This window comes from Micromonospora sp. NPDC005237 (genome assembly GCF_040607775.1).
GTDB lineage: Bacteria > Actinomycetota > Actinomycetes > Mycobacteriales > Micromonosporaceae > Micromonospora.
The window spans coordinates 395,489-419,452 of the sequence record NZ_JBEXHJ010000001.1 but is presented as its reverse complement, the minus strand read 5'-3'; the positions used below and the strand labels follow the sequence as shown (position 1 = coordinate 419,452).

22 protein-coding genes and 1 pseudogene are annotated in these 23,964 nt (G+C 72.8%); 5 read left to right on the top strand and 18 right to left on the bottom strand.

Annotation, left to right across the window (positions count from 1 at the left end):
* Positions 1-77 precede the first annotated feature (77 nt).
* A pseudogene (locus tag ABZT87_RS02030) lies at positions 78-835 on the bottom strand (MerR family transcriptional regulator).
* A gap of 50 nt (positions 836-885) precedes the next feature.
* Entirely contained in the window at positions 886-3,162 is a 2,277-nt protein-coding gene (locus ABZT87_RS02025) for an EAL domain-containing protein (RefSeq protein WP_355132990.1), read from the bottom strand.
* A gap of 224 nt (positions 3,163-3,386) precedes the next feature.
* Between ABZT87_RS02025 and ABZT87_RS02020 the strand changes: the two genes are divergently transcribed.
* Positions 3,387-4,568, top strand: a complete 1,182-nt coding sequence (locus ABZT87_RS02020; RefSeq protein ID WP_355132988.1) for a hypothetical protein — start codon at positions 3,387-3,389, stop codon at positions 4,566-4,568.
* Positions 4,569-4,602: 34 nt separating this feature from the next.
* On the opposite strand, the gene ABZT87_RS02015 is transcribed toward ABZT87_RS02020, so the two are convergent.
* The 6 genes from ABZT87_RS02015 to ABZT87_RS01990 all read right to left on the bottom strand — a co-directional run bounded on the left by ABZT87_RS02015 (position 4,603) and on the right by ABZT87_RS01990 (position 9,412).
* Positions 4,603-4,779 carry a hypothetical protein gene (locus tag ABZT87_RS02015; RefSeq protein ID WP_355132986.1) on the bottom strand — a complete coding sequence of 59 codons (177 nt, stop codon included), beginning with the start codon at positions 4,777-4,779 and terminating at the stop codon, positions 4,603-4,605.
* 7 nt (positions 4,780-4,786) lie between these two features.
* Positions 4,787-5,020, bottom strand: coding sequence for a zinc-ribbon domain-containing protein (locus ABZT87_RS02010; protein WP_355132985.1), 234 nt, complete (start codon positions 5,018-5,020; stop codon positions 4,787-4,789).
* 134 nt (positions 5,021-5,154) lie between these two features.
* Positions 5,155-6,024 carry an SRPBCC family protein gene (locus ABZT87_RS02005; protein WP_355132983.1) on the bottom strand — a complete coding sequence of 290 codons (870 nt, stop codon included), beginning with the start codon at positions 6,022-6,024 and terminating at the stop codon, positions 5,155-5,157.
* Positions 6,017-6,574: a helix-turn-helix domain-containing protein gene (locus ABZT87_RS02000; protein ID WP_354860773.1), complete on the bottom strand. Its 558-nt coding sequence runs from the start codon at positions 6,572-6,574 to the stop codon at positions 6,017-6,019. Before ABZT87_RS02000 ends, ABZT87_RS02005 begins: the two co-directional genes overlap by 8 nt.
* A 100-nt stretch (positions 6,575-6,674) precedes the next feature.
* On the bottom strand, positions 6,675-8,018 hold the full coding sequence (locus ABZT87_RS01995; RefSeq protein ID WP_355132981.1) for a class I SAM-dependent methyltransferase: 1,344 nt from the start codon (positions 8,016-8,018) through the stop codon (positions 6,675-6,677).
* Complete coding sequence (locus tag ABZT87_RS01990) at positions 8,015-9,412, bottom strand: FAD-binding oxidoreductase (protein ID WP_354860777.1); 1,398 nt, start codon at positions 9,410-9,412, stop codon at positions 8,015-8,017. Before ABZT87_RS01990 ends, ABZT87_RS01995 begins: the two co-directional genes overlap by 4 nt.
* A gap of 93 nt (positions 9,413-9,505) precedes the next feature.
* On the opposite strand from ABZT87_RS01990, the gene ABZT87_RS01985 reads away from it, so the two are divergent.
* Positions 9,506-9,976, top strand: a complete 471-nt coding sequence (locus ABZT87_RS01985) for a YbaK/EbsC family protein (RefSeq protein ID WP_355132979.1) — start codon at positions 9,506-9,508, stop codon at positions 9,974-9,976.
* Positions 9,977-10,043: 67 nt separating this feature from the next.
* A complete protein-coding gene (locus tag ABZT87_RS01980; protein WP_355132977.1) occupies positions 10,044-10,763 on the top strand; it encodes an RICIN domain-containing protein in 720 nt (239 codons plus the stop codon).
* A 1-nt stretch (position 10,764) separates the two neighbouring features.
* Here the strand turns inward: ABZT87_RS01980 and ABZT87_RS01975 are convergent, their stop codons facing one another.
* The gene (locus ABZT87_RS01975) at positions 10,765-12,069 is read right to left on the bottom strand and encodes an MFS transporter (protein WP_355132975.1); all 1,305 of its coding nucleotides are present in this window, start codon (positions 12,067-12,069) and stop codon (positions 10,765-10,767) included.
* Positions 12,070-12,140: 71 nt separating this feature from the next.
* Between ABZT87_RS01975 and ABZT87_RS01970 the strand changes: the two genes are divergently transcribed.
* A complete protein-coding gene (locus ABZT87_RS01970) occupies positions 12,141-13,154 on the top strand; it encodes a helix-turn-helix domain-containing protein (protein ID WP_355132973.1) in 1,014 nt (337 codons plus the stop codon).
* A gap of 228 nt (positions 13,155-13,382) precedes the next feature.
* Here ABZT87_RS01970 and ABZT87_RS01965 read toward each other — a convergent pair whose 3' ends face one another.
* From ABZT87_RS01965 to ABZT87_RS01930, 8 genes are all read right to left on the bottom strand, one after another.
* The gene (locus ABZT87_RS01965; protein ID WP_354860783.1) at positions 13,383-13,847 is read right to left on the bottom strand and encodes a hypothetical protein; all 465 of its coding nucleotides are present in this window, start codon (positions 13,845-13,847) and stop codon (positions 13,383-13,385) included.
* 28 nt (positions 13,848-13,875) lie between these two features.
* The gene (locus tag ABZT87_RS01960) at positions 13,876-15,828 is read right to left on the bottom strand and encodes a VWA domain-containing protein (RefSeq protein WP_355132971.1); all 1,953 of its coding nucleotides are present in this window, start codon (positions 15,826-15,828) and stop codon (positions 13,876-13,878) included.
* A gap of 2 nt (positions 15,829-15,830) precedes the next feature.
* Positions 15,831-17,282: a sigma 54-interacting transcriptional regulator gene (locus ABZT87_RS01955; RefSeq protein WP_354860784.1), complete on the bottom strand. Its 1,452-nt coding sequence runs from the start codon at positions 17,280-17,282 to the stop codon at positions 15,831-15,833.
* Between the two features lie 66 nt (positions 17,283-17,348).
* A complete protein-coding gene (locus ABZT87_RS01950) occupies positions 17,349-18,428 on the bottom strand; it encodes a hypothetical protein (protein ID WP_355132969.1) in 1,080 nt (359 codons plus the stop codon).
* Between the two features lie 76 nt (positions 18,429-18,504).
* The gene (locus ABZT87_RS01945) at positions 18,505-19,155 is read right to left on the bottom strand and encodes a response regulator transcription factor (protein ID WP_266249167.1); all 651 of its coding nucleotides are present in this window, start codon (positions 19,153-19,155) and stop codon (positions 18,505-18,507) included.
* Complete coding sequence (locus tag ABZT87_RS01940; RefSeq protein WP_355132967.1) at positions 19,152-20,396, bottom strand: histidine kinase; 1,245 nt, start codon at positions 20,394-20,396, stop codon at positions 19,152-19,154. The genes ABZT87_RS01945 and ABZT87_RS01940 overlap by 4 nt, the downstream gene beginning before the upstream one ends.
* A gap of 55 nt (positions 20,397-20,451) precedes the next feature.
* The gene (locus tag ABZT87_RS01935; RefSeq protein WP_355132965.1) at positions 20,452-20,958 is read right to left on the bottom strand and encodes a hemerythrin domain-containing protein; all 507 of its coding nucleotides are present in this window, start codon (positions 20,956-20,958) and stop codon (positions 20,452-20,454) included.
* Positions 20,955-21,935 (bottom strand): aldo/keto reductase, encoded by a 981-nt coding sequence (locus tag ABZT87_RS01930; protein ID WP_355132963.1) that lies wholly within the window; start codon positions 21,933-21,935, stop codon positions 20,955-20,957. Before ABZT87_RS01930 ends, ABZT87_RS01935 begins: the two co-directional genes overlap by 4 nt.
* A 70-nt stretch (positions 21,936-22,005) precedes the next feature.
* On the opposite strand from ABZT87_RS01930, the gene mgrA reads away from it, so the two are divergent.
* Positions 22,006-23,001 carry an L-glyceraldehyde 3-phosphate reductase gene (gene mgrA, locus ABZT87_RS01925; protein ID WP_354860792.1) on the top strand — a complete coding sequence of 332 codons (996 nt, stop codon included), beginning with the start codon at positions 22,006-22,008 and terminating at the stop codon, positions 22,999-23,001.
* Positions 23,002-23,029: 28 nt separating this feature from the next.
* Here mgrA and ABZT87_RS01920 read toward each other — a convergent pair whose 3' ends face one another.
* On the bottom strand, positions 23,030-23,941 hold the full coding sequence (locus tag ABZT87_RS01920; protein WP_355132961.1) for a lytic polysaccharide monooxygenase: 912 nt from the start codon (positions 23,939-23,941) through the stop codon (positions 23,030-23,032).
* Positions 23,942-23,964: the final 23 nt, after the last annotated feature.

Sequence of the window (23,964 nt, the reverse complement as noted above, 5' to 3'; positions counted from 1 at the left end):
CGACGCGTACCGCGGTGCGGTCCGGCCAGAGTAGCCGGACCGCACCGACCGCCGTTTCCGGCCGGCCACCTCGTCGATCAGGCGCGGCTGATCGCGTTGGCGTGGATCGCCTCGTGCAGGTACGCGGCCAGGCCGGGGGCGATGTTCTCGTAGTACGCGGTGAACCGCTCGTCGGCCAGGTACATGTCGGCCAGCCCGGTGTGCATCTCGTAGGAGCACTCGTAGAACCAGCGGCTGATGAGCTGCCGGTGCTCCTCGGCCAGATCCATCGCCTCCGGGCCGTCCGCCGGTGCGCCCGAGGCCAGCAGCGCGACGATCCGCCGGCCCCAGTCCTCGTTCTCGGCCCTGTGGCGCAGCCAGTCGTCCTTGCGGTAGCCGGCGACCCGCCGGTTCGACTCCCGGTACGCGTCGGTGTCACCCCAGCGCCGCTCCGCCTCGGCCTCGTGCTCCTCGGCCTGAAGTCGCCGAAGACCTCGAACCGTTCCTCCGGCGTGAGTTGGATGTTCAACTTGCTCGCCTCCATCGCGAACTCGACCGCCGCGACCATCTCCTGCAACCGCTTGATCCGTACCGTCAGCAGCTCGTGCTGTCGGCGCAGGTGCGCGGCCGGGTCGGCCGCCGGGTCGTCGATGATCGCGGTGATCTCCTCAAGTGGGAAACCCAGCTCGCGGTAGTACAGGACGAATTGCAACCGCTGCAGGTCCGCGTCGTCGTAGCGGCGGTAGCCGGTCGGCGTCCGGCCGCTCGGCGAGAGCAGGCCGATCTCGTCGTAGTGGTGCAGCGTCCGTACCGTCACGCCGGCGATCTTCGCCACCTGACCCACCGTGTACGCCATGGTTCCCCTCCCTTCCGGGAACCAGGCTCCCGCCTGCCGTTACGTCAGGGTCAAGGCCGATTCTGACCCACCGTGGCGGGGCTGTCCGGACGCCCGTACAGATAGCCCTGGCCGCGTGGGCAGCCGATCGCGGTGACCGCGTCGTGCTGGCGTTCGGTCTCCACGCCCTCGGCGACCACCGCCAGGTCGAACGCGCCGGCCAGCCGGGTGACCATCTCCACGGTGGCGTACGCCCGGTCGTCCGTGCCCAGCCGCGCCACGAACGACCGGTCGATCTTCAGCTCGGTGGCCGGGATGCGGTGCAGGTAGCTCAACGACGAGTAGCCCGTACCGAAGTCGTCGATGGCGATCTGGATGCCCAGCTCCCGCAGCTGGTGCAGCCGTTCGAGCACCGCGTCGGTCCCCTCGATCAACGCCGACTCGGTCAGCTCCAGCGTCAGCGCGCGCGGCGCCAACCCGGCGCTGGCGGTGGCCGCCGTGACCGTGGCGATCAGGTCGGGCCGGCGCAGGTGTGCCGCGGCGATGTTCACCGCGACCGTCGCCTCCGGCGCGCGGGCCCGCCAGGTCGCCGCCGCCCGACACGCCTCGTGGATCACCCAGCGGTCGATCGGGAGGATCAGCCCGGTCTCCTCGGCCAGCGGCAGGAACTTCGCCGGCGGCAACATCCCGAGTCGAGGGTGCCGCCAGCGCACCAACGCCTCGGCGCTGCGGACCGCGCCGCTGGACAGGTCGACGATGGGCTGGAACTCCAGGTGCAGTTGCTCCTCGTCGACGGCCCGGCGCAGGTCGGCGATCAACTCCGCCCGGGACACGGCCGACTCGCGCAGGCCCGGGGTGCACGTCCGGTACGCGGACTTGCCGGCCGCCTTCGCCGCGTACATGGCGATGTCGGCGTCGCGCAGGAGGTCGGTGTGCGAGGCGTGCTGCGGCCCGTACTCGGCGATGCCGATGCTCGCCGACGGGTGCACGCCCACGTCCTCGTCACCGTCGGAGGGCCGCAGGGCGTCCAGCAGACGTTCGGCCAGCCGCTCCGGCGACACCGGCCCCTCCCCCTCGACCAGCACCGCGAACTCGTCCCCGCCGAGCCGGGCGATGGTGCCGTCGCCACCCACCGCCGTCCGCATCCGAGCCGCCAAGCCGGTCAGCAGGGTGTCGCCGGTTGCGTGCCCGAACCGGTCGTTGACCTGCTTGAACCCGTCGAGATCGAGCAGCAGGACGGCCACCGGCCGACCGTCGCGCAGAGCCAGGCGCAGCAGCCTGTTGAACAGCAGCCGATTCGGTAGGCCGGTGAGCTGGTCGCCGTACGCGAGCCGACGCAGTCGCGCCACCAGGCGCAGGTTCTCGTTGGCGGCCAGCCCCTGACGCACGGCGAGAGCGGCGAGCAACGCCATCATGGACACGAATACCAGCGGCGGGGTCTGGCCGGTGGGCCGGCGGGCCAGCAGCACCGCGATGATCGCTCCACCGACCGGCAGGTACGGCAGCGCCACCCGCCACCACGGTGGCAGCGGCGACTCCGCGGTCTCGTCGGTGCCGTCGCAGTCCGGCGGCGGCCGGTTCCCGGTGGCCAGGCCGATCAGCAGGTAACTCAGCGGCCAGCACAGGTCGATGGGGTGACCAGCGGCGTAGTCACCGCGGGCGACCAGCGAGACGTAGACGACGTCGGCGACCACCCGGATGGTGAGGCTCACCGCGAGCACGCTCATCGGCCGCCACAGTGGTCGCGTCGGCCCGGCCACCGCCACCAGGATGGTGAGCTGCATCAGGTCGAACATCGGGTAGAGCAGCCCCAGCGTGCGCGCCGGGTCGGCCAGCTCGGCGGCGGCCACCCCGCGGAACACCAGCACCCAGCCGATCGGCACCAGGGCCAGCGCGACGATCACGCCGTCCAGCAGCGTCCGGGCCCGCCCCACCCCGGTCCGGGGCCCGGACGGCGAGCTGAGCAGCGCCGCGGTGCCGGTGAGGATGCCGGCGGTGAAGACCACCCCGACCAGCGGGGTGTGCGGCAGGTCGCCGCCGACCAGCCGCTGCGCGGTCCAGATCGCCCGGCCCAGCGCGGCGAGCGCCATGGTCACGGCGAGCAGCGTCCAGAACCTGCGCAGCGCGGTCGGGTGTCGACGGGCCACGCCGGCACAGGCGACGGTCGCCCAGCCGGCCACCAGCAGCGCGCCCACGTCGCTGACCAGCGCGGCCCCGGGCAACGCCGTGACCAGCCAGAACGCCTCCAGGAGAACCACCGAGCCCGCGGCGACCAGCCCGACGCGGCTCAGCCGGGCCGGCGCGACGCCACTGGTCCGCGCGGCCTGCTTCACGTCCTGTCGCGACACGGTCGCTCCGGCTCTTCGTCGTACGTGCACCCTCGGCGGACCTGTCCACGGCAAACCCCGAAAGCCTAGCCAGCGCCCCGGGTGCCCGCCAAGGTCCGGACGGCCGCGCGAGTCGAGCCGGTCCGGCCATGTAGGACGGTCCTTCCGGAACGGTCCGCCTCCGCGTGGGGTCGCGACGCTCCGAGTACCCCCGCCGCCACCCGTTGCGCCGTACCATCTCCGCGGTGACCTCTCCCCGCCGACGGCTGGTGGCCGCGTCCGTCCTCCTGGTGATCGAAGCGCTGCTGTTCGCGCTTGTCGTCACCGAGTCCCTGGTGGGTGCCATCGTCGTCGTCGGCATCACCTGCCTGTCGTTGTGGGTGCACACCGTCCTGCACGAGTGCGGGCACCTCGTCGCGGCGAAGCTGCTGCGCCTGGAGATCGTCGCGGTCCGTGTCGCACCGTTCACCGGGTGGCGCAACAACGTGGCGATCCGGCCGGCGCCGTCGACGACCGCGTTGCCGCTGCGGCTGGTGCTGTTCTACCTCGCCGGCCCGGTGGTCAACCTGTGCACCGCTGCGGCGCTCGGTGCGGCGACGGCGTCGGCGACCACAGCGGCGACCCGTCTCGCGCTGTTCGGCACGGCGCTTCTGGCGGCGCTTCGCGGCCTGGTCAGCCTCGTCCCCTCGCCCCACAGCGACGGCCGCAACCTGCTCCACTGGCTCCGGGCGCCGACCGCCACCGGCGCGGCGCTGCGGGCTGCCTACTACGAGGAGGAGATAGCCCGGACGCTGCGGACGATCAGCCCCGTGGAGGCGGCCGACGGTCACCGCGCGGATCCGGATCGCTTCGGTGACGAGCCGCGGCTCGCGCTCGCCGCCTTCCAACGGCGCTGGAGCACCGGCCACGGGCGCTCCCCGACGGACTTCGTGGCCGACGCCGAACGACTCGCGGCGATGGCTCGCGCCGACAGCACCGATCCCCCGACGGCCGCCGCGATCGGGCAGGTCCTCAGCGTCCAGTTCGGCTTGTGGTACCTGCACGCGGCGGTGGTGGCCCGATCGCCGGTCGCGCACCGGGAGGTGGTGGAGATCTGGGAACTGGCGGAGCTCGGCTCCCGGGTGCGGCCACAGAGCTTGGCCGCCCGTGTCGCGATGAGCCTGGCGTACCTGCTCAACCAGCGGCCCGAGCAGGCGCGGTCGCTACTTCTCGACGTCCGGCCCGGTGTCGACCCGCCGGACCTGTGCGGCGTCGCGTCTCTCCTGCGGGCCATCGCCGAGTGCCACCTCGGCAACCGCGCCGACGCGGACGCCCACATCAGGGCGGCCGGCGGCGGCTACCCGCAACTGACACAGCTCGTTGCCACGATCCAGGCGGCGGATCCGATGCCCCCGCTGTTCGCCCCGGCACCGATGGCTGACACCTGACAGGTGCGGCGCCAACCACCGGCACGGGCGTACGTCAGCGGCCGGCGGAGCGGTTCCACGGCGAGCGCGGCAGCGTGGTGCCGGCCAGCGGTCGACGCGCGCGTCGGCGCTTGCGCCGGCCCGGGGTGCAGGGCGGGCGGCGAACGGTGTGCACCGGAGGGCCGGCGGGCCGGGGTTGCCGGCCGATCAGCCAGCACAGGAAGCGGGCCATCTGCGGCTCAGCCGACCGGAAGGCGCTGGGCGTCGGACTTGGCGATCTCGTACTGCGCCCCGCAGAACGTGCACTGCTGCGCGTACCGGGTGCGGATCGGGATGAGCGGAATGAAGAAGAGGGTGAACCTGGTCGACCGGCGGGTGATGACCTGCGCGGCGTGGTTGCCGCAGTGGCGGCAGACCTGCTGCACGACGCCGGACCGGTCGACCTTCGTACGCAGACCGAAGATGAAGAACATCGCCCGCCAGTACCCACTTGGCCCCGGGAAGTCACCCGATCCCACCGGCAGATCGTGCTCGATCCAGGATGTGGTGGCCTCCGGTGTCAACGAGGCCACCACATCCCTGATCGAGCACGATCAAGGCGCGACGGTCAGCTGGCGGGCTCGGGCTCCAGGCCGGGCACCTCGGTCGAGATCCAGATCGGCTGCCAGCCCGGCACCTCGTGGAAGCGGCGCAGCTCGGCCAGGCCGGACACCGACCCGCTCCAGGCAGCGTACGGGGGGTTGGTCTCGTCGAATCCGCTCTGCACGAAGGTGAGCGTGGTCCGGCCGTTGGACTCGGCCAGCTCCCAGTTCGTGACGCCTGTCGGTCCCCAGTCCACGGACATCTTCCGGCCCGGCTCCAGGTCGACGATCTTGGCCGCGTACCCGGTCTCGAAGCCGCCCATCGCGTACCGGCCGCCGACCCACGGCTCGATCCCGATGGGGTAGCCGAACCAGGCGCTGGCCTGCTCGGAGTCGGTAAGCGACTCCCACACCTTGTCCATGGGGGCGGCGATGACCAGCTCGCCGCGCAGGTCGGCGGAGGTGAAGTCGGTACGCGGCAGGAGCGGCCGACCCTCCAGGTGGGCGGCCAGGTTGGCGATGGACAGCGCCCAGAACGTCTGGAGCACGCCCCGGATGCTGGAACCGCTCATCGCCTCGGCGAAGTCGAAGTGGCTCTGGGTCAGCGTCAACACCGTGCTGTCCGTGCTCTCGGCGGTCAACTGGAGCTCGGTGGTGGTCTCCACCCCGTCGAGCAACCAGCCGAAGCGCAGCGTGTCGTCGTCGGCGTGCAGCAGGCGCTGGTGCGGGGCGTCACCCTCGGGCGTGTAGCGACCCCAGAACTCGTACCGCTGAGGCAGCTCGACCTCGGCGTGCTCGGCCAGCCAGAGTCGCAGCTCGGCCGGGTCGGTCAGGGCCTCGCGGACGCGCCCGACGGGCGCGGAGAGACGGGCCTGGACCTTCAACGCTTCACTCATTGTCGTTTCCTTTCGGATAGCAGGCGACGGCGAGCTTGAAGGCGTCTCCTTCACTGCCGCCGTAACGGGCGAACAGGTCCTGAAGTGCGGTTTGCAGGTCGTGCAGGAACTGCGGGCGCTGCTCCGCGGGCACCCGGATCTCCCCGGAGACCCCGATCGATGGCAGCTCGGGCGCGGCCCGGTCCAGGGCGGCGACGTCCGCCTGGACCTCCTCCATCAGGTCGAGCAGGTAGCCCAGGCTCAGCTCGTCGCGGGCCCGGCGCAGCCCGATCCGGCCGACCAGCCGCGGGGAGAGCCAGTAGGACCGGGCGGCGGCCTGGTAGATGCCTTCGGTGATGCCGCGGACCTTGCGCTCGTTGACCAGCTCGACCAGGCCGGCCGCGACGAGCTGCTTGACGTGGTAGTAGACGCGCTGCGGCGTCTGGTCGAGTCGGGCCGCGACCTCCGTGCAGGTGCGCGGTTCGGCGAGTTGCCGCAGCACCTCGACACGCTGCGGCTTGAGCAGGACTTCGGCCTGCTCGATCTGCTCCAGGTACAGGACGTCTCTCATGGCAAAATCAGTTTGTACGTACAAAATTCGTTTGTCAATCGCTTCGCGAGAAGCCGCGCCGACTTTCTCGACGCGGCTTCAGGCGGCGTTCAGTAGATGATCAGGGCAACCAGTCGGGTCGCAGCGGGTAGCCGTTCACACCGTCCGGGCCGTTGTGGGTGGCCAGCACCTGGTGCAGCTGGATGCCGTTGCGCTCGAAGGCCATCCGCGAGCCGGCCATGTAGAGGCCCCACACCCGGGCGGTCCCCGCGCCCACCTCCGCGACGCAGAAGTCCCAGTGCTCCACCAGGTTGCGACACCACGCGGCAAGCGTCAGCGCGTAGTGCTGGCGCAGGTTCTCCTCGTGGTGCACCTCCAGCCCGGCGTCGTGCACCTCGCTGATCAACCGACCCGGGCCGGCCAACTCGCCGTCCGGGAAGACGTACCGGTCGATGAACGCGCCCGAGCGGTGGGGCGCCCGGTTGTCGGCCCGCGTGATCGTGTGGTTCAGCAGCCGTCCACCCGTACGCAGCCGCGACCGCAGCGCCCCGAAGTAGGACGGGTAGTTGCGCACCCCGATGTGCTCGGTCAGACCGATCGAGGAGATGGCGTCGAACTGTTCCGCCGGCGCGTCCCGGTAGTCCAGGTGCCGCACCTCGGCCAGCTCGGTCAGCCCCTCCCGCTCGATCGCCGCCTGCGCCCACTGCGCCTGCGCCTTCGACAGGGTCACCCCGAGCGCCTTCACGCCGTACTCCCGCGCGGCGTGCCGGACCATGCCACCCCAGCCGCAGCCCACGTCGAGCAGCCGCATGCCCTTCTTGAGCGCCAGCTTGCCGGCGACCAGGTCGTACTTCGCCGCCTGGGCCTGCTCCAGCGTGTCGTCCGGGGACCGGTAGACCGCGCAGGTGTACGTCATCGACGGGCCGAGCACCTTCTCGTAGAAGGCGTTCGAGACGTCGTAGTGGTGCGAGATCGCGGTGCTGTCGCGCACCCGCGAGTGCCGCAGCCCGTTCATCACCCGCTTCCAGCGCGGCAGGGCCTCCTGCGGAGGGGCCGGCGGGGGCAGCAGCCGCTCCCAGCCCAGCCCGCGCGCCAGCGCCACCCCGTCGGCCACCGACGGTGGGCGCAGCCGCAACTCGTCCTTGAGCACCCGCAGCGCCTCGTACGGGTCACCCGGGTGCACCCCCTGCAACGCCAGGTCACCGCTGACGTAGGCCCGGGCCATGCCCAGGTCGCCGGGGGCGGTGAGCAGGTACGACAAACCCCGCTCGGAACGGATCGACAGGGTGATGCCGGCGTCGGCCGGGCCGACGGCGCTGCCGTCGTACCCGGTGATCCGCACCGGCAGCGGCCCGGCGGTGACCGCGCGGACGACGTCCGCCACGGTCGGACCGGTGCGCCGGCCCCCCGCCGGCGGGGTGGCGGGAACGCTCGCCGCCCCCTGGTCTCGATCGGTCAGGCTCATGCTCGTGCTACCGCCTTCTCGTACAGTCCCGTCAGCCGGTGGTCCGGGTCGTAGCGGTCCTTCACCGCGCGCCAGGTCTCGCCGCCATAGAGGCGATCGAAGGCGTCCCGGTCGTAGTACGCGTCGGAGTAGAGCGACTTGTGCCCGCCCGACTCCGACACCCTGCGTTCGATCGTGCGGTTGACGTCGCCGTCGGCGGCGCCGGGCGCGATCGGCACGCTCCCCCAGAAACCAATGTTGACGTAGTCCTGTCCCGCGTGGAGCGGATACAGCGGCCACGACCGCGCGGAACCGGGACCCTCCGGTTCGCGCAACCGCAACGGGCAGAGCCACACCGGGGTCATCCCCACGCTGTCCGCGAACCAGCGCAGGAAGTCGGCCGTGCGGTCCAGCGGGATCTCCACGTCCTGCACGACCCGCTCGCGGGCCGGCTGGCCGCGCAGCCGGTCGATCCGGGCCGCCACCTGGTGCCGGTGCTCGAGGCGGACCAGTCGGTGGTAGACGTCGCTGCGCCGGTAACGCGCCGGCCAGAGCCTGCGCACGACCGGGTGCTGCGCGCCGAACGCCGCCGAACACCAGAACCAGTCGGTGTCCCAGCGCCACAGATAGTCGTACGCGGTCAGCACGTCCCGGGTGCGCCGGCGCAGCGACCGGTAGTAGATCTCCTGGCCGGTGTAGTCGCTGGGCGGGTCGGCCGCGTCGGTGAAGGTGCCCAGGATCAGGTACGCCTCACCGGGGCTGAACATCACGCCGTCCATCACGTCGACCGGTTCGCCGGCCCAGGACCGGGTGGCGGTCACCTCGGCGATCGCGTCGGTGAGCGCCTCCAGTTGGGTGAACCGGATGTTGCGCAACGCCACGTACCGGCCGACCGGCTGCAGCTCGATGCGCAGCCGGGTGGCGTACCCGAGGCTGCCCAGCGAATTGGGGAACGCGGTGAACAGGTCGGCGTGCTCCCCGTCCGGCCGGGCGGTGACGATCTCGCCGGAGCCGGTGAGGATGTCCATCTCGCGTACCGACTCGTGGGGCAGGCCGTTGCGGAACGAGGTCGACTCGATCCCGAGGCCGGTCACCGCCCCACCCAGGGTGATGGTGCGCAGTTGCGGCACCACCAGGGGCATCAGCCCGTGCGGCAGCGTCGCGTCGACCAGGTCCTCGTACGTGCACATGCCCTGCACGTCGGCGGTCCGGGCGGTCGCGTCCACCGCGAGCACCCGGTTGAGGCCACTCACGTCGAGGCCCGGGGTCCGAGGAGCGGACCGGGGGCGGAACAGGTTGGAGGTGCGTTTGGCCAGCCGGACAGGCTCGCCCGTGGGCACCGCGGCGTACGACCGCCGCAGCGTGTCCACCGCTTCATCATGGTCAATGGGGTGATCCACACGCTCAGCGCGCATGTGATCACCTTACGCCCGGACCCCGAAAACGGTGGGATGTCGACGCCTGCTGTTTCCCGTCCGACGCCAACTTCGACGGTTACCGTGGCGGGCATGCCGTCGCCCGCGATCGCCGCCCTGGACTCCGCCGGACTGCCGTATCGGCTGGTCAGCCACGGTGCGGTCGGCAGCCTCGCGGAGGCCGCCGCGGCCCGGGGCGTGGCCGTCCCGGATGTGGTCAAGACCATCGTCGTCCGCCGGGGTGCCGACGATCACCTGTTCGTGCTCACCCCGGGCGACCGGGTCGTCTCCTGGCCCAAGCTGCGCGCCCTGCTCGGTGTGCAGCGCATCTCCATGCCGGACGCGGCGGGCGCCCTGGCCGCCACCGGGTACGAGCGCGGCACGATCACGCCGTTCGGCGCGAGCACCGCGTGGCCGGTGATCGCGGACAAGCGACTGCGCGGCCGGGAGATCACCCTCGGCGCGGGCGAGCGCGGTCTCGCCGTCGCGCTCGACGCCGACGCGGCGATCACCGCCCTCGGCGCGACTGTGGCCGACGTCACCGATCCGCAGCCCACCCGCTGATCGCACCGGGCTGGCTGCGGCCGGCCGGCGTGGCTGGGCTGGCCCCGGCCCGCCGTGGTGGGTGAGGATGGCCCGTATGTCCCTGCCCGAGGAACGCCCCGATCCCGCCGGCACCGTCTACGGCGGTCGGCGGAGAGCTCGTTCCGGGCCGCTGGCCGACCCGCTGCTGCGGGTGGCGTTGGCGGTCGGGCTGGTGGGCGTACTCCTCGGGTTGGTCTTCGCCACCGGCCTCCTCGACGGCGACGACGAAGCGGTGGTGCCCGCCGCGGTCACCGCGCCGTCCAGCGTGGCCGAGCCGACCATCCCGGCGGCCGAGCCGAGCCCGACCCCCTCGGTCGAGCCGTCGCCGACCCCGTCGGCCACCCCGGCCGTCCCGACCACCGGGCCCCGCGTGCTGCGGTCGCCCTCCGGGCTCTGCCTCGGGCTCGACGGTGACGGTGAGAAGGCGCAGGCCGAGTTGGCCGCCTGCACCGGCGGCCCGGAGCAGCAGTGGGTCGTCAACCCGATCGGAACGGACGCGGTGACGTTGACCAACGCCGCCCACGGGCAGTGCCTCGACGTCGAGGGCGGCAGCGGTGACGACGGGGCGACGGTGCAGCAGTTCCCGTGCCATGGTGAGGCCAACCAGCAGTGGCGGCTGAGCCCGACCGGCACCGGCCCGGTGCTGGTCGTCGCGGTGCACAGCGGCAAGTGCGCGCAGGCCGACGACGACGGCGCCGAGGTTGGGGACGAGATCCGGCAGCGGCCCTGCGACGGCCGGCCCGCCCAGCAGTGGACGCTGAGCTGACTCAGCCCCGGAAGCTCCACGCCCGGGGTGCGGTCGCGGCGACCAGGACGGCCTCCGGCACCGGCCGGCCCGGCCGTCGCCGCAGCAGCAACGACAGCCCGGCGGCGCCGATCGACAAGGCGCCGGCCACGTACCAGGCCAGCGCGTAGTCGCCGAGCCGGTCGCGGACCAGCCCCGCGCCGGTCGCCGCGATGGCCGCCCCGAACTGGTGCGCGGCGAACACCCAGCCGAACACCACCGCCCCGGCGCCGCCGAAGTACTCCCGGCACAGCGCGACCGTCGGCGGCACGGTGGCCACCCAGTCCAGGCCGTAGAAGACGATGAACACCAGGATGCTCGGCTCGGCCGTCCCCGCGAACAGGCTCGGCAACACCAGCAGCGACAACCCGCGCAGGGCGTAGTAGGCGCCGAGCAGCAACCGGCTGTCCACCCGGTCGGTGAGCCAGCCCGAGGCGATCGTGCCGACGATGTCGAAGAGCCCCACCAGCGCGAGCAGCCCGGCCGCCGTGGTCTCGGCCATGCCGTGGTCGTGCGCGGCCGGCACGAAGTGCGTACCGACGAGGCCGTTGGTGGTGGCGCCGCAGATCGCGAACCCGCCGGCCAGCAGCCAGAACGGCCGGGTCCGGGCCGCGGCGGCCAGCGCGCCCAGCGCCCGGGTCGCCGCGCCGCCGGTCGGCGGCGGCGCCGCGACGATCTCGGTCGCGCCGTAGGCGGGCAGGTCGAGATCCGCCGGGTGTTCGCGCAGCAGCCACACCACCAGGGGTACGACCGCCAGGGCGGCTCCGGCCACGACGAGCGCCGCCGTGCGCCACCCGTGGTCGCGCACCAGCACGGCGATCAGCGGCAGGAAGATCAGTTGGCCGGCCGCCCCGCCCGCGGTCAGCACCCCGGTGACGAGGCCCCGTCGTCGGACGAACCAGCGCCCGGTGACGGTCGCCACGAACGCCAGCGCCATCGAGCCGGTGCCCAGGCCGACGAGGACGCCCCAGCACAGCAGCAACTGCCAGCTCGCGGTCATGAAGACCGTCAGGCCACTGCCGGCGGCGACCAGCAGCAGCGCCACCGAGACCACCCGGCGGATGCCGAACCGGTCCATCAGCGCGGCGGCGAACGGCGCGGTGAGCCCGTAGAGGAGCAGGTTGACCGAGACCGCCGCGGAGATGGTGGCGAGCGGCCACCCGAACTCCGCGTGCAACGGGTGCAGCAGCACCGACGGGGTGGCGCGGAAGCCGGCCGCGCCGACCAGAGCCACGAAGGCAACGGCGGCGACGAGCCAGGCGGGGTGCAGGCGACGGTTCTTGGTCACGCTGATCAGTCTGGGTGGCGTCCTCGCTGGCGACGAGTGGCCGGAAAGCCATCAGGCGCAATAATCGGGCCATGAGCACTGGCCCGCACCGGATCGCCGTCCTCGCCCTCGACCAGGTCGTCGGCCTCGATCTGGGCACCCCGTCCCAGGTCTTCAGCACCGCCCGGGGCGCGGACGACGAGTACCGCTACGACGTGCGGGTGTGCACCCCGGGTGGGCGGCCGGTCCGCAGCACCGCCGGCTTCCAGGTGCTCCCCGACCATGGGCTGGAGCTGCTCGACACCGCCGACACGGTGATCGTCCCCGGCATCCACGACGGCGCCGCGCTGACCTCGGGCTGCATCGATCCGGAGGTGGCCGAGGCGCTGCGGTCGGCGTACGACCGGGGCGCCCGGATCATGTCGATCTGCACGGGGGCGTTCGTGCTGGCCGCGGCCGGCCTGCTCGACGGACGCCGGGCCACCACCCACTGGGCGTACGCCGAGCGGTTCCGCCGCCTGTACGACCGGGTGGACCTCGACCCGGACGTGCTCTTCATCGTCGACGACCGGGTGTTCACCTCGGCCGGAGTGGCCGCCGGCATCGACCTCTGCCTGCACGTCATCCGCCTCGACCATGGCAGCGAGGTCGCCAACCGGGCGGCCCGCCGCTGCGTGATGCCGCCATGGCGCGACGGTGGGCAGGCGCAGTACATCGAGCAGCCGGTGCCGAAGGCGACCGACACCAGCACGGCGGGCGCCCGGGAGTGGGCGCGGCAGCGACTGCACGAGCCGATCGCGCTGCGCGACCTGGCCGAGCAGGCGCGGATGAGCGTGCGCACCTTCACCCGACGCTTCCGCTCGGAGACCGGCCTGAGCCCGGCCCAGTGGCTGCTGCAACAGCGCACCGACCACGCGCGACTGCTGTTGGAGACGACCGACCTCTCCGTCGACCAGATCGCCCACCGCTGCGGCTTCGGCACGACGGCCGCGCTACGCCAGCAACTCCACCAACGCATCGGCGTGGCCCCGTCCACTTACCGCCGCACCTTCCACCCCCGCCCCGAGCTGGTCGACACGTCGCCCGCGGTCCGCACCCCGGTCTGATCGCCGCCGGCCCGGGCGCGGCGTCGGCTGCCGGCCGCTGTCGCCGCCGCTCTTCACCCAAAGACGACACGACGGTCCTGCGGGAGGCATCGCTGCGAGAAGCGGTATACCTGTGAGTCATAGAAATGACTCACAGGTATACCGCTCAGCAGACCGACACCCCGGGGAACGCCACCAACAGCCGACCGCGGGCCGGGCCGGGCCGACCGAGGCCGGGGCCGAGGCGGCTCAGGTGCGGAGCAGGTGCAGTTGGGCCTGGTGTTTGGGGAGGTGGACACGGGTGTGCAGGTCCAGGGTGCGGGACCAGGGCAGCGGCTCGTCGACGATGAGGTCGAAGCCCTCGCGGAGGTGCGTCTCGACCGGGGTCTCCGCTGCCAGGCCGAGCTGATCGACGAGCCCGCACAGCCGGTCGCTGGTGCCGTGCAGCAGCGCGGTCAGGCCACGCAGACCACCCTGCTCGGCGGCGAGCGCGTCGAGCTGCGGACGGTGGATGTCCTCTTCCATCTCGTAGTAGGCGAACGGCGACCCGGCCAGCAACGCCTCGGTGGCCTGGATCATCAGCTCGTCGTTGGCGACCAGATGCGCGACGATCTGCTCGGCGCTGAGCTGCCCCTCCGGAGCCGGACCGAACCCGCCAGCGTCCACCTCTGCGAACAGGGCGCCGTAAGCCCGCCGCAATCCCCCGCTCTCCATCCCCCCAGTCAACCCGCCCCACCGGGGGTTAGCGGCGGGATTGGCGGGAGCGAAGGTAGTCGCTGACCACGTACTCGCCCAGGTCGTCGGTGTCCGGGGTGAACATGCGGCCCCGGCTGCGCCGGGCCACCGCGTCGACGAAGCGGCGCAGACCCGGGTCGTCGCCGAGCATGAACAGGTTGAGGGTGGCGCCGTAACGGCTGAGCTTGTCCACCTCGCGGACGGTCGCCTCGATCGTCTCCGGCAGCGGCGGCCAGTGGAACAGCGCCTCACCGTCGTCCGGGTCCAGGTGGGCGGTCGGCTCCCCGTCGGTGACCACCAGGACCACCGGCTCGGCGTCCGGATGGCGGCGCAGGTGCCGAGCGGCCAGCCGCAGCGCGTGCTGAAGGTTCGTGCCCTGCTCCATGTCCGGCTCCACCGCCGCCAGCTCCTGCTGGGTGAGGGTCATCGCCTCCCGGCCGAAGCCCACGATCTGCAGGGCGTCCTGTGGGAAACGGGTCTCCATCAGGTGCGCCAACGCCAGCGCCGTCTGCTTCATCGGCCCCCAACGACCCTGCGAGATCATCGAGTACGACAGGTCGACGCAGAGCACCACCGCCGCAGAAGCCCGCTTCTCGGTCTCCACCACCTCGAAGTCGTCCACCGCGAGCTGAAGCGGAACTGTCGGACCAGCCCGGCGGACCGCCCGGGTCAGCGTGCGGACCACGTCCAACGGCTGCTCGTCGCCGTACTCCCAGGGGCGGGACGCGCCGCTGACCTCGCCGGCGGCGCCCGCCGAGCGCAGGTCGTGCTGGCCGCGCGGCCCGGCGGTCAGCTCGGCGAAGACCCGCCGCAGCGCGGTCCCACCGAGGCGGCGGAGCGCCTTCGGACTCAGCGTGAGCCCGTCCGCGTCCCGGCTCACCCAGCCCTGCCGGCGCAGCTCCCGCTCCAGCTCACGCAACCGGCGGACGTCGTCGGCGGCGTCGCGGCCCAGCGTCCGGGCCACCGCGTCGACGTCCACGTCGTCCAGCGTGGCCCCGGGGTGTTCCTGGTCGAGCTGGTCCAGCAGGTCGTCCAGCTCGCCGATCTCACCCAGTGCCCCGGCCGCGTCGGCGTAGTCCAGCGGCTGCTCGCCCCGGACCCGCTCGCCACGCCCCCACCGCAGATCCGGTCGCAGCGCCCGCAGGTTCGCGTCGAGCGCGGACAGCTCCCCGGCGAGACGGTCGCCGAGTGACTGCTGCATCAGGCCGGCCAGCTCGGCGCGCTGCCGCTCGGAGAGCGAGTTCATCAGCCGCTCACCGGCCGCCGAGCGACGGGCCAGCACGTCGATCAGCTCGTCAACCGTCTCCGGCCGCTCCGGAAAGAAGTCACCGTGCCGGCGCATGAACTCGGCGAACGCGTCGGTGGTGTCCTCCGCGCGGCCGTGCCGGGCCAGCAGGTCGTTCAGGTCCCGCATCATCTCGGCGAGTCGCTGTTGTGCCGCCGGATCGGCGGACGCGCGCACCGCGTCGCGCAGCCCGGCGAACCGCTGACCGAGTACGTCGTCGCGGAGCTGGTCGAGGATCTGCTGGTACGAGCGGCGGGCGGCCTCGCTGGCCCACTGGTAGCCGGACAACTCCTCGACCGCCCGGGCGGTGGAGCGGGGCAGGTTGTCCAGCACCGACTCGGCGAACCGCGCGCCGTCGTCGTCGCGGCCCCGCAGCTCGTCGCGCTCGGCGGCGAGGGCCTGGTCGAGCAGCGCCTGGGCTCGGGTCAACGCGCCGTCGAGATCGCCACGGCGCAACGCCTCGCGGCGCAGCCGTCGCGCTCGGGCGGCCAGGTCGTCGAGCCCGCCACGCCCCTGCGGGCCACGGCGCAGCAGGTCGCGCAGCGCCTCCCGCAGGCTGCCGCCGGCCAGCACCTCGGCGCCGACCGCGTCCACCGCCTCGCGCACGTCGTACGGGGGTGCGAGCGGGTCGGGCCCGCCGTTCCACTGCCCGTACCGGAACCGGTTGCCGGCCATAGTCAGCCCCGGCCGCCGTAGACGGTACGACCCGAGTCGGTCACGTCCTTGCCGAGCCGGCGGGTCAGATGCAGCCCCTCCAGCACGAACTCGACGGCGGCGGCGGCCTCCTCCGGGGTGGGCGCGTCGCCCAGACCGAGCCGGTCCAGCACCTTGGCCAGGCCGGGCACGGTGCCCACCTGGCGCAGCAGCTCGGTGGAGCCGACCAGCTCGCCGGTCTCGATCGCCGTCCCGTCCTCGACCAGGGCGGTGAACCCGGACAGGTCCAGGCCGGCCAGGTGGGCGCGGAACGTCTCGGCGGTGGCGGTCCGCAGCAGGTGGGCGAGGATCTCGATCTCCCGCCCCTCCTCGCCGCTCTCGAACTCCACCTTGCCGCGCAGCGTGCTGGTCACCGACACCGCGTCGCCGACCCGCGCCACCGCGGCCTCGGGCCGACCGTCCGGGTTGCCGGAGGCGGCGAGCAGGCCGGCGCGACGCAGCGCGGCACCGGCGACCGTCTCGGCGGCGGCGATCGCGAACCGGGCGGAGACGCCCGAGCGCGGGTCCACCGACGGGGACTCCCGCACCGCGCGGGCGAACCGGGCCAGCACCTCCAGCACGTGCTCCGGGACGGTGGCCACCAGGTCGGCCTCCTGGCGGATCAGCGCCAGCTCCAACTCCAGGTCGACCGGGTAGTGGGTACGGATCTCGGCGCCGAACCGGTCCTTGAGCGGGGTGATGATCCGGCCCCGGTTGGTGTAGTCCTCCGGGTTGGCGCTGGCCACCAGGAGCAGGTCCAGCGGCAGCCGCAGCTGGTAGCCGCGGACCTGGATGTCCCGCTCCTCCAGCACGTTGAGCAGCGCCACCTGGATCCGCTCGGCCAGGTCGGGCAGCTCGTTGACGGCGAAGATGCCCCGGTTGGTACGCGGCACCAACCCGAAGTGGATGGTCTCCGGGTCACCGAGGGTGCGTCCCTGGGCGATCCGGATCGGGTCGACGTCACCGATCAGGTCGCCGACGCTGGTGTCGGGGGTGGCGAGTTTCTCGCCGTAGCGCATCGAGCGGTGCAGCCAGCCGATCGGCAACTCGTCGCCGGCCTCGGCGACCTGGGCGACCGACGCGGGGGTGAGCGGGTGCATCGGGTGCTCGTTGAGCACCGAGCCGGGAATGACGGGGGTCCACTCGTCGAGCAGCCCGCCCAGCGCGCGGATCAGTCGGGTCTTGCCCTGGCCGCGCTCACCGAGCAGCACCATGTCGTGCCCGGCGAGCAGAGCCCGCTCGACCTCGGGCAGGACGCTGTCGTCGTAGCCGACGATGCCGGGGAAACGGGTCTCGCCGGAGCGCATCCGGGAGAGAAGGTTGTCGCGGAGTTCCTGCTTGACGGTGCGGTACTGGTGACCGGCCGCGCGCAGCGCGCCGAGCGTGCCGGGCAGGTCGGCCGGTGGAACCGGGATTACCGGGGTAGGCGCAGTCACCCGAGTAACGCTAGCTCACATTCGCGGGGGCACCCCGGGCATCGAGGGGCACCCCCGCTGCCACCCTCAGCCCCGGCCGCAGCGCCCGCAGGCCCCCCGGCGGCGCAGGTGGTACGCGTAGGTCGCCGCGGCGAGCGCCACGCCCCACAGCGGCCAGAGCAGCATCGGCGCCCCGGTCAGGCTGACGCCGCCGCCGGTGAGTTCCCAGAACCTGGGGTTGCTGAGCAGCCCCAGGCTGGCCGCGGTCACCGCGATGGCGACCAGGGTGGCCGGCACCACGGCCAGCAGCACCGGCACCCGGCGACCGGCGAGCCCGACCATCCAGCGCGGGAACCGCTCGCCCCAGCGCTGGACCAGCCCGAGGGTGAGGATCGCGCCGACGGTGGCGAACGCGCCCAGCCCGAACCCGGCCCAGACCAGCCCGCTGTCCTGCATCTCGGTCAGGAACTCGCGGGAGATGCCGAGCGGGATGCCGGCCGCCCAGGCGAACCGGGTCGACGCGTACGTCAGGGGAATCGCCGCCGCGATGCCGGCGGCCCACCGACCCCAGCGCGCGGCGGCGGCCGGGGTGGTCCACCCCCGGTCGGTGTCGTCCCGCCCGCAGCCGACGCAGGCCCCGGCGGTGCGGCGCTGCCAGACGAGCACCGTCCCGGCCAGCAGCAGCCCGCCGGCCAGCGCGGCGAACCGGCCGAACAGCGCCCAGTTGAAGATGTCGGAGTACTCGACCGGCGGCCAGCCGAAGGGCGCACCTACGATCAGGATCGGCAGGTAGCCGAGGACGATCAGCACCCGCGCGTCCGGGACGACCACGGCGAGTCCGAACGCCACCGCCCAGCCGTAGCCGGCGAGCAGCGCCCGCAGCGGACCGGGCGGGCGGACCGCCGGGCGGCTCATGGCCAGGGCGGCCACCGCGGCGGTGAGCAGGACGCCGGCGAAGAGCGGGGTGGCCAGGTCCACCGGCACCAGGCGCAGCAGGTTGACGTCGCCGCCGTGCGTGTCGTTCGCGCCGAACGGATAGCCGGCGCCGGTGAGTGTGCCAACCAGGGCGAGTACGCCCCACAGGCCGAGCCAACCGGCGGCCAGCGGGGCGAGCCGGTCCGGCCAGCGGGAGTCGGAACGGGGTCGGGATGCAGTGATCGTCGTCATGCTCTCAGCCTCGACCGACAGCCGGTCGAAGCCCTCCCGGCCGGCGGTGAACCCGCTCCCCCGGGTGGGGGACCGATCAGCCGGACGGGGTGACGAAGCCGGACTCGTAGGCGGCGATCACGGCCTGCGTGCGGTCCCGGACACCCAGCTTGGCCAGCACGTTGCCGACGTGCGTCTTGACCGTCTCCACCCCGACCACCAGGTGCGCGGCGATCTCCGGGTTGGACCGGCCGGTGGTCATCAGCCGCAGCACCTCGGCCTCCCGCTCGGTGAGCCGGGCGGCACGCAGTCGGTCGCCACCCGCCGGCCCGTACGCCCCGACAAGCTGGCGGATCGCGGCCGGGAAGAGCAGCGACTCGCCCGCCGCGACGACCCGGACCGCCTCGACCACCTCCGCCGGCCGGGCCCGTTTGAGCAGGAAGCCGGAGGCGCCGGCGCGCAGCGCCTCGTAGACGTACTCGTCGTTGGCGAACGTGGTGACCACCAGCACCCGGGGCGGGTCGGCGGAGGTGGCCAGCAGGTGCCGGGTGGCCTGAATGCCGTCGATGCCGGGCATCCGCACGTCCATCAGCACCACGTCCGGGCGGTGCCGGGCGACCAGGGGCGGCACCTCGGCGCCGTCGGCGGCCTCGGCGAGCACCCGCAGATCGGGTTGGGCGTCGATGATGGCCCGCAGCCCGACCCGGATCAACTCGTCGTCGTCGACGATCAGCACACCGGTGGTCATCGCACGTCCTCGTAGGGCAGGCGGGCCCGGATCAGCCAGCGGTCGCCGTCCGGCCCCACGGTGAGTCGGCCGCCGAGCAGCAGCACCCGTTCCCGCATGCCGTCCAGGCCCCGGCCGGACCGCCCCGTGTCGGCCCGGTCGGGGCGGCTCATCGTGTTGACCAGTTCCAGCTCCAGCGCGTCCGGCCGCAGGTCCAGGCGCAGTGTCACCGGCCCGTGGCCGTAGCGGGCGGCGTTGGTCAGTCCCTCCTGGACGATCCGGTAGCCCTCCCGGGAGACGATCGCGGGCAGTCGCGCCGGGTCGCCGACGCGCTGCGCGTGCACGGTCAGCCCGGCCGCGCGGGTGTCGGCGACCAGCCGGTCCAGGTCGGCGAGGGTACGTTGCGGCGCCACCGAGGGGCGGTCGCCGCCGGTCTCGCGGAGCAGCCCGAGCACGTGGTCCAGCTCGTCCATCGCGGTCCGCCCGGCCTCCTCGATCGCGGTGAGCGCCCGCCGGACGAACTCCGGATCGCTGTCGAGCACCTCGCGGGCCGCGCCGGCCTGGAGGGTGGCCACGGTCAGCGCGTGACCGACCGAGTCGTGCAGTTCCCGGGCCAGCCGGTTGCGTTCGGCCAGTCGGGTGGCCCGCGCCTCCAGCGCGGCGATCCGCTCGGCCTGCGCGGGGCCGAGCAGCACCGGCGCCATCGAGACGGCGAGCGCGCCGAGCCCGGCGACGGCGTAGCCGAGGCCGACCAGCAGGGCCACCCCGGTCAGCGTCAGCCAGCCGCTGTCCCGTCCGTCCAGCGGACCGAACCGCTCCTGGCTGGTCAGCTCGGCGCCCACACCGAACTGCTGGGCGATGAACGCCAGCGCCATCGGCAGGGCACCGAACAGCGCGATCATCACCAGCGCGCCGATGATGAGGTGCGTGGCGATCCAGAGCGCGCTGCGCAGGCGGCTCTCCCGGTCGCCGCGGCGCCCCGGCGCGGGGTCGGGCAGGTCGACGCCGAGCAGCGCCCGCGCGGCGGCGATCTCCAGTGCCCGGCTGCCGTCCAGCAGCAGCGGCACCACGGCGATCAGCGCCGCGATCAGCAGGAGGGCGTAGACCAGTGGGCGGGGGATCGTCGAGTCGGTGAGCAGTTGCGCGAAGGTCACCGCGAGGACCCCGTACGGCAGCGCCAGCACACCACCGAGCAGCAGGAACACGCCGCGTCGCCAGGTGCTGCCGGCCACCAGCGGGGCCAGTGCCGCGCGGAAGGTCATGCGGTCATTCTGCTGCCGTCACCCCGAGGTGCGACTCCCCCGCACCGGGGAGATCTCAGCGGTGGTCGGCGACGTACCCCTGGGGGTCCTTGTCGCGGAACCGCAGGTCGCGGCCGTTCTTGTGCTCGCCGTAGAAGGTCAACCAGCGCTGGCCCAGCTCGGCGCGCAGTTCGAAGCTGGCGTGCCGGCGGAAGTCGGGCAGCGCCTCGTCCTCCTCCTCGGCGAGGTGCTCGCTGTTCTCCCGGCGGGCCGTGCCGACGGCCTCCCACCAGGGCTTCGAGCCGACCGGGTGCAGCTTGGACTCGGCGATGGCGTCCCGGATCTTGTTGTGGTCGCCGATCGCGTCGGCGGTCTCGTCCTCGCCGTCGTCACCGTGCTTGACCAGGTGCGGGTAGAGGATCGCCTCCTCCGCCTCGGCGTGGATGTCCAGGTGCAGGGCGAGTGCCTCCCAGATGGCCAGCAACTCCTGCTCGTCGCGGGCGTCGTCGAGGCGGGCGAAGCCGCGCCGGAAGGAGGCGTGGTCGTCCAGGATCAGTGCGGTGATGTCGTCCACTGTGCTCATTTCTCCGTCGGGCCGGCGATCCGGTTACGCAGCATCCGGGGCAGCGCGGCGAGCCCGGTGACCGGGCGGAACCGCTTGGCGGCCTCGGCCAGGGCCGCGTACTCGTCGTCGGTGAGGTCGAGGTCGGCCGCCGCGGCGTTGCGTTCCATCTGCTCCACGCCTGACGCGCCGGGAATGGCAAGCACGTTTGGGTGACGCAGCAGGTACGCCAGCGCGATCTGGCTGGGGGTGGCGCCGTGTGCCTCGGCGACCTGGCGCAGCGTGTCGATCAGGACGGCGCCCCGCTCCAGGTTCTCCGGCAGGAAGTACGGGTTGGCGCGGCGGACCGCGCCGGTCGGCGGGTGCTTCGCGTCGTACCGGCCGGACAGGAAGCCCTGCGCCAGCGGGCTGTACGCGATGACGACCCGGCCGGTCTGCCGCGCGTACGGCAGCAGGTCCTGCTCGGGCGCGCGGTCCAGCATGCTGTAGCGGACCTGGTTGCTGAGCACCCGCCGGCCGAGTGCGGCCTCGGCGACCTGCCAGCGGCGCAGCCCGTAGTTGCTCACCCCCACCTCACCGACCAGCCCGACGTCCTGCAGGGCCCGCATGCCGCGCATGGTGGTGTGGTCGGCGACCAGCGGGTTGGGCTGGTGCACCTGGTAGAGGTCGATGCTGGTGACGCCGAGGCGGGCCGCCGAGGCGACCGCCCGCTGCTGCACCACCGCGGCCACCGGCAGCACGGGGAAGATCTTGCTGGCGACCACGACTGTGGGCCGGTCGTCGCCGAGCGCCGCGCCGAGGATCCGCTCACTGCGCCCGAACCCGTAGATCTCCGCGGTGTCGAAGACGGTCACGCCCAGCTCGACGGCCCGCCGGACGATCTGCGCGGCCCGCTGCTCGAAGTCGGGGCCGTAGCCCCACTCGCGGGAGCCGAACTGCCAGGTGCCGAGGCCGATCTTGGAGAGCGGTTTCGGGGTGTCGAGGGCGATGAACCGCATGGCCTCGAAACTACCCGGTTGTCCCGGTTTTCACGCCCGATCCCCGGCACCACCGGCCGGAGCTACGCTCATGATCGTGACCTACCTCGCCGCGGATGACCGCTACGACACCATGACCTACCGGCGCAGCGGACGCAGTGGCCTGCGGCTGCCCGTCGTCTCCCTCGGGCTCTGGCACAACTTCGGCCCGGACCGCCCATTCGACCGCCAGCGCGACATCGTGCGACGCGCCTTCGACCTGGGCGTCACCCACTTTGACCTGGCCAACAACTACGGCCCGCCGCCGGGTTCGGCCGAGGAGAACTTCGGCCGGCTGCTCGCCACGGACCTCAAGCCGTACCGGGACGAGCTGGTCATCTCCAGCAAGGCCGGCTACCTGATGTGGCCCGGCCCGTACGGCGAGTGGGGCTCGCGCAAGAACCTGATCTCCTCGCTGGACCAGTCGCTGGGCCGGATGGGCCTGGACTACGTCGACATCTTCTACTCGCACCGCTTCGACCCGGACACCCCCCTCGAAGAGACGATGGGTGCGTTGGACGCGATCGTCCGCTCCGGCAAGGCGCTGTACGTGGGCGTCTCGAACTACAACTCGGAGCAGACCGCGCGGGCCGCCGCGATCCTGCGCGAGCTGGGCACGCCGCTGCTGATCAACCAGCCGTCGTACTCGATGCTCAACCGCTGGACCGAGGCCGACCGCCTGCTCGACACGCTGGAGCAGGTCGGGGCCGGCTGCATCGCGTACAGCCCCCTCGCTCAGGGTCTGCTGACCGACCGCTACCTGGGTGGCATCCCGGCCGACTCGCGGGTGCGCACCAGCGTCTTCCTCAACGAGAGCGACCTCAGCGACGAGAAGATGGCCACCATCCGAGGGCTCGGCACGGTCGCCGAGCGGCGCGGCCAGTCCCTCGCGCAGCTCGCGCTGGCCTGGGCGCTGCGCGACCCACGGATGACCAGCCTCATCATCGGTGCGAGCAGCGTCGAGCAGTTGGAGACCAACATCGCCGCCGTGAACAACCTCGACTTCACCGCCGAGGAGTTGGCCGAGATCGACCGGCTGCTGAGCTGAGCGCCGTCGGGTCGAGCGGCGGGCCGGATCACCAGATCCGGCGCCGCCCGGCCCGATGGTTGCGGACCTCGCACTGCCGTCCCACCGGTGCCGCCGCGCCGCGTCGTCGCCGGCCCACGCCGACCAGCGCCAGGACCAGCACGACGGCCGCACCGGCCAGCACCGGCCACCGCCCGCCGAGGTCGGTCACCGACGCCACCGGCACGCCCGGGTCGGCCGCCGCCGCCACCGCCGCCGGGTCGGTGGCGGCCGGCTGGCTCGCGGCGGTACGCGGAGCAGCCGGGGCCGCCTTCGTCGCACTCTTCGTCGCGCCGCTTCGCGCCGTGCGGAACACGACATCCGAGCAGGAGTAGTAGGTGTCCGGGGTGTTCGAGTTCTGCCAGATCGTGTAGATCAGGTGCCGGCCGCTGCGGTCCGCCGGCAGCCGGCCCGCCAGCTGGTACGCCCCGCCCCGCACCGGCGGGTCGGTCCGGGTCAGAAACGGACGCGACTCCAAATCCGACCAGGTCAGCGGCTTGCGGGGGTCGTAGTCGGGCTTGGTGACGTAGAGCCGGAAGGTGCCCCGGTGCTCGATCGTCGTCCGGTATCGGAAGGTGAACGTCGCGCCCGTGGTCAACTCGGTGCTCGGCCAGTCGGTGCGGGGCAGGTCCAGCCCCCGGTACGCGGACAGCCCACCGCTGCACAACTCACCGTCCGGGATCCGTTCCCGGTCCCGACCGTTGATGGCCGCGACGCGTACGTTGTCCCATTCCCGTACCGCCGCGCCCGCCGCCACCGCCGCCCGACAGGCCGCACTGGCGGCGTGCCGGCCCTCGGGCCCACAGGCCGCCGCCCGGCTGATCGGGTCGGTGGGGGCGCCGTGCGCCCAGGCGGGCGCCGCGCCCAGCGGTGCGGCCGCCACCGCGACCAGCACAGCGGCGAGCACTCGACGCACGCTCATGGCTTGACCTCCCGCGCAGTGGT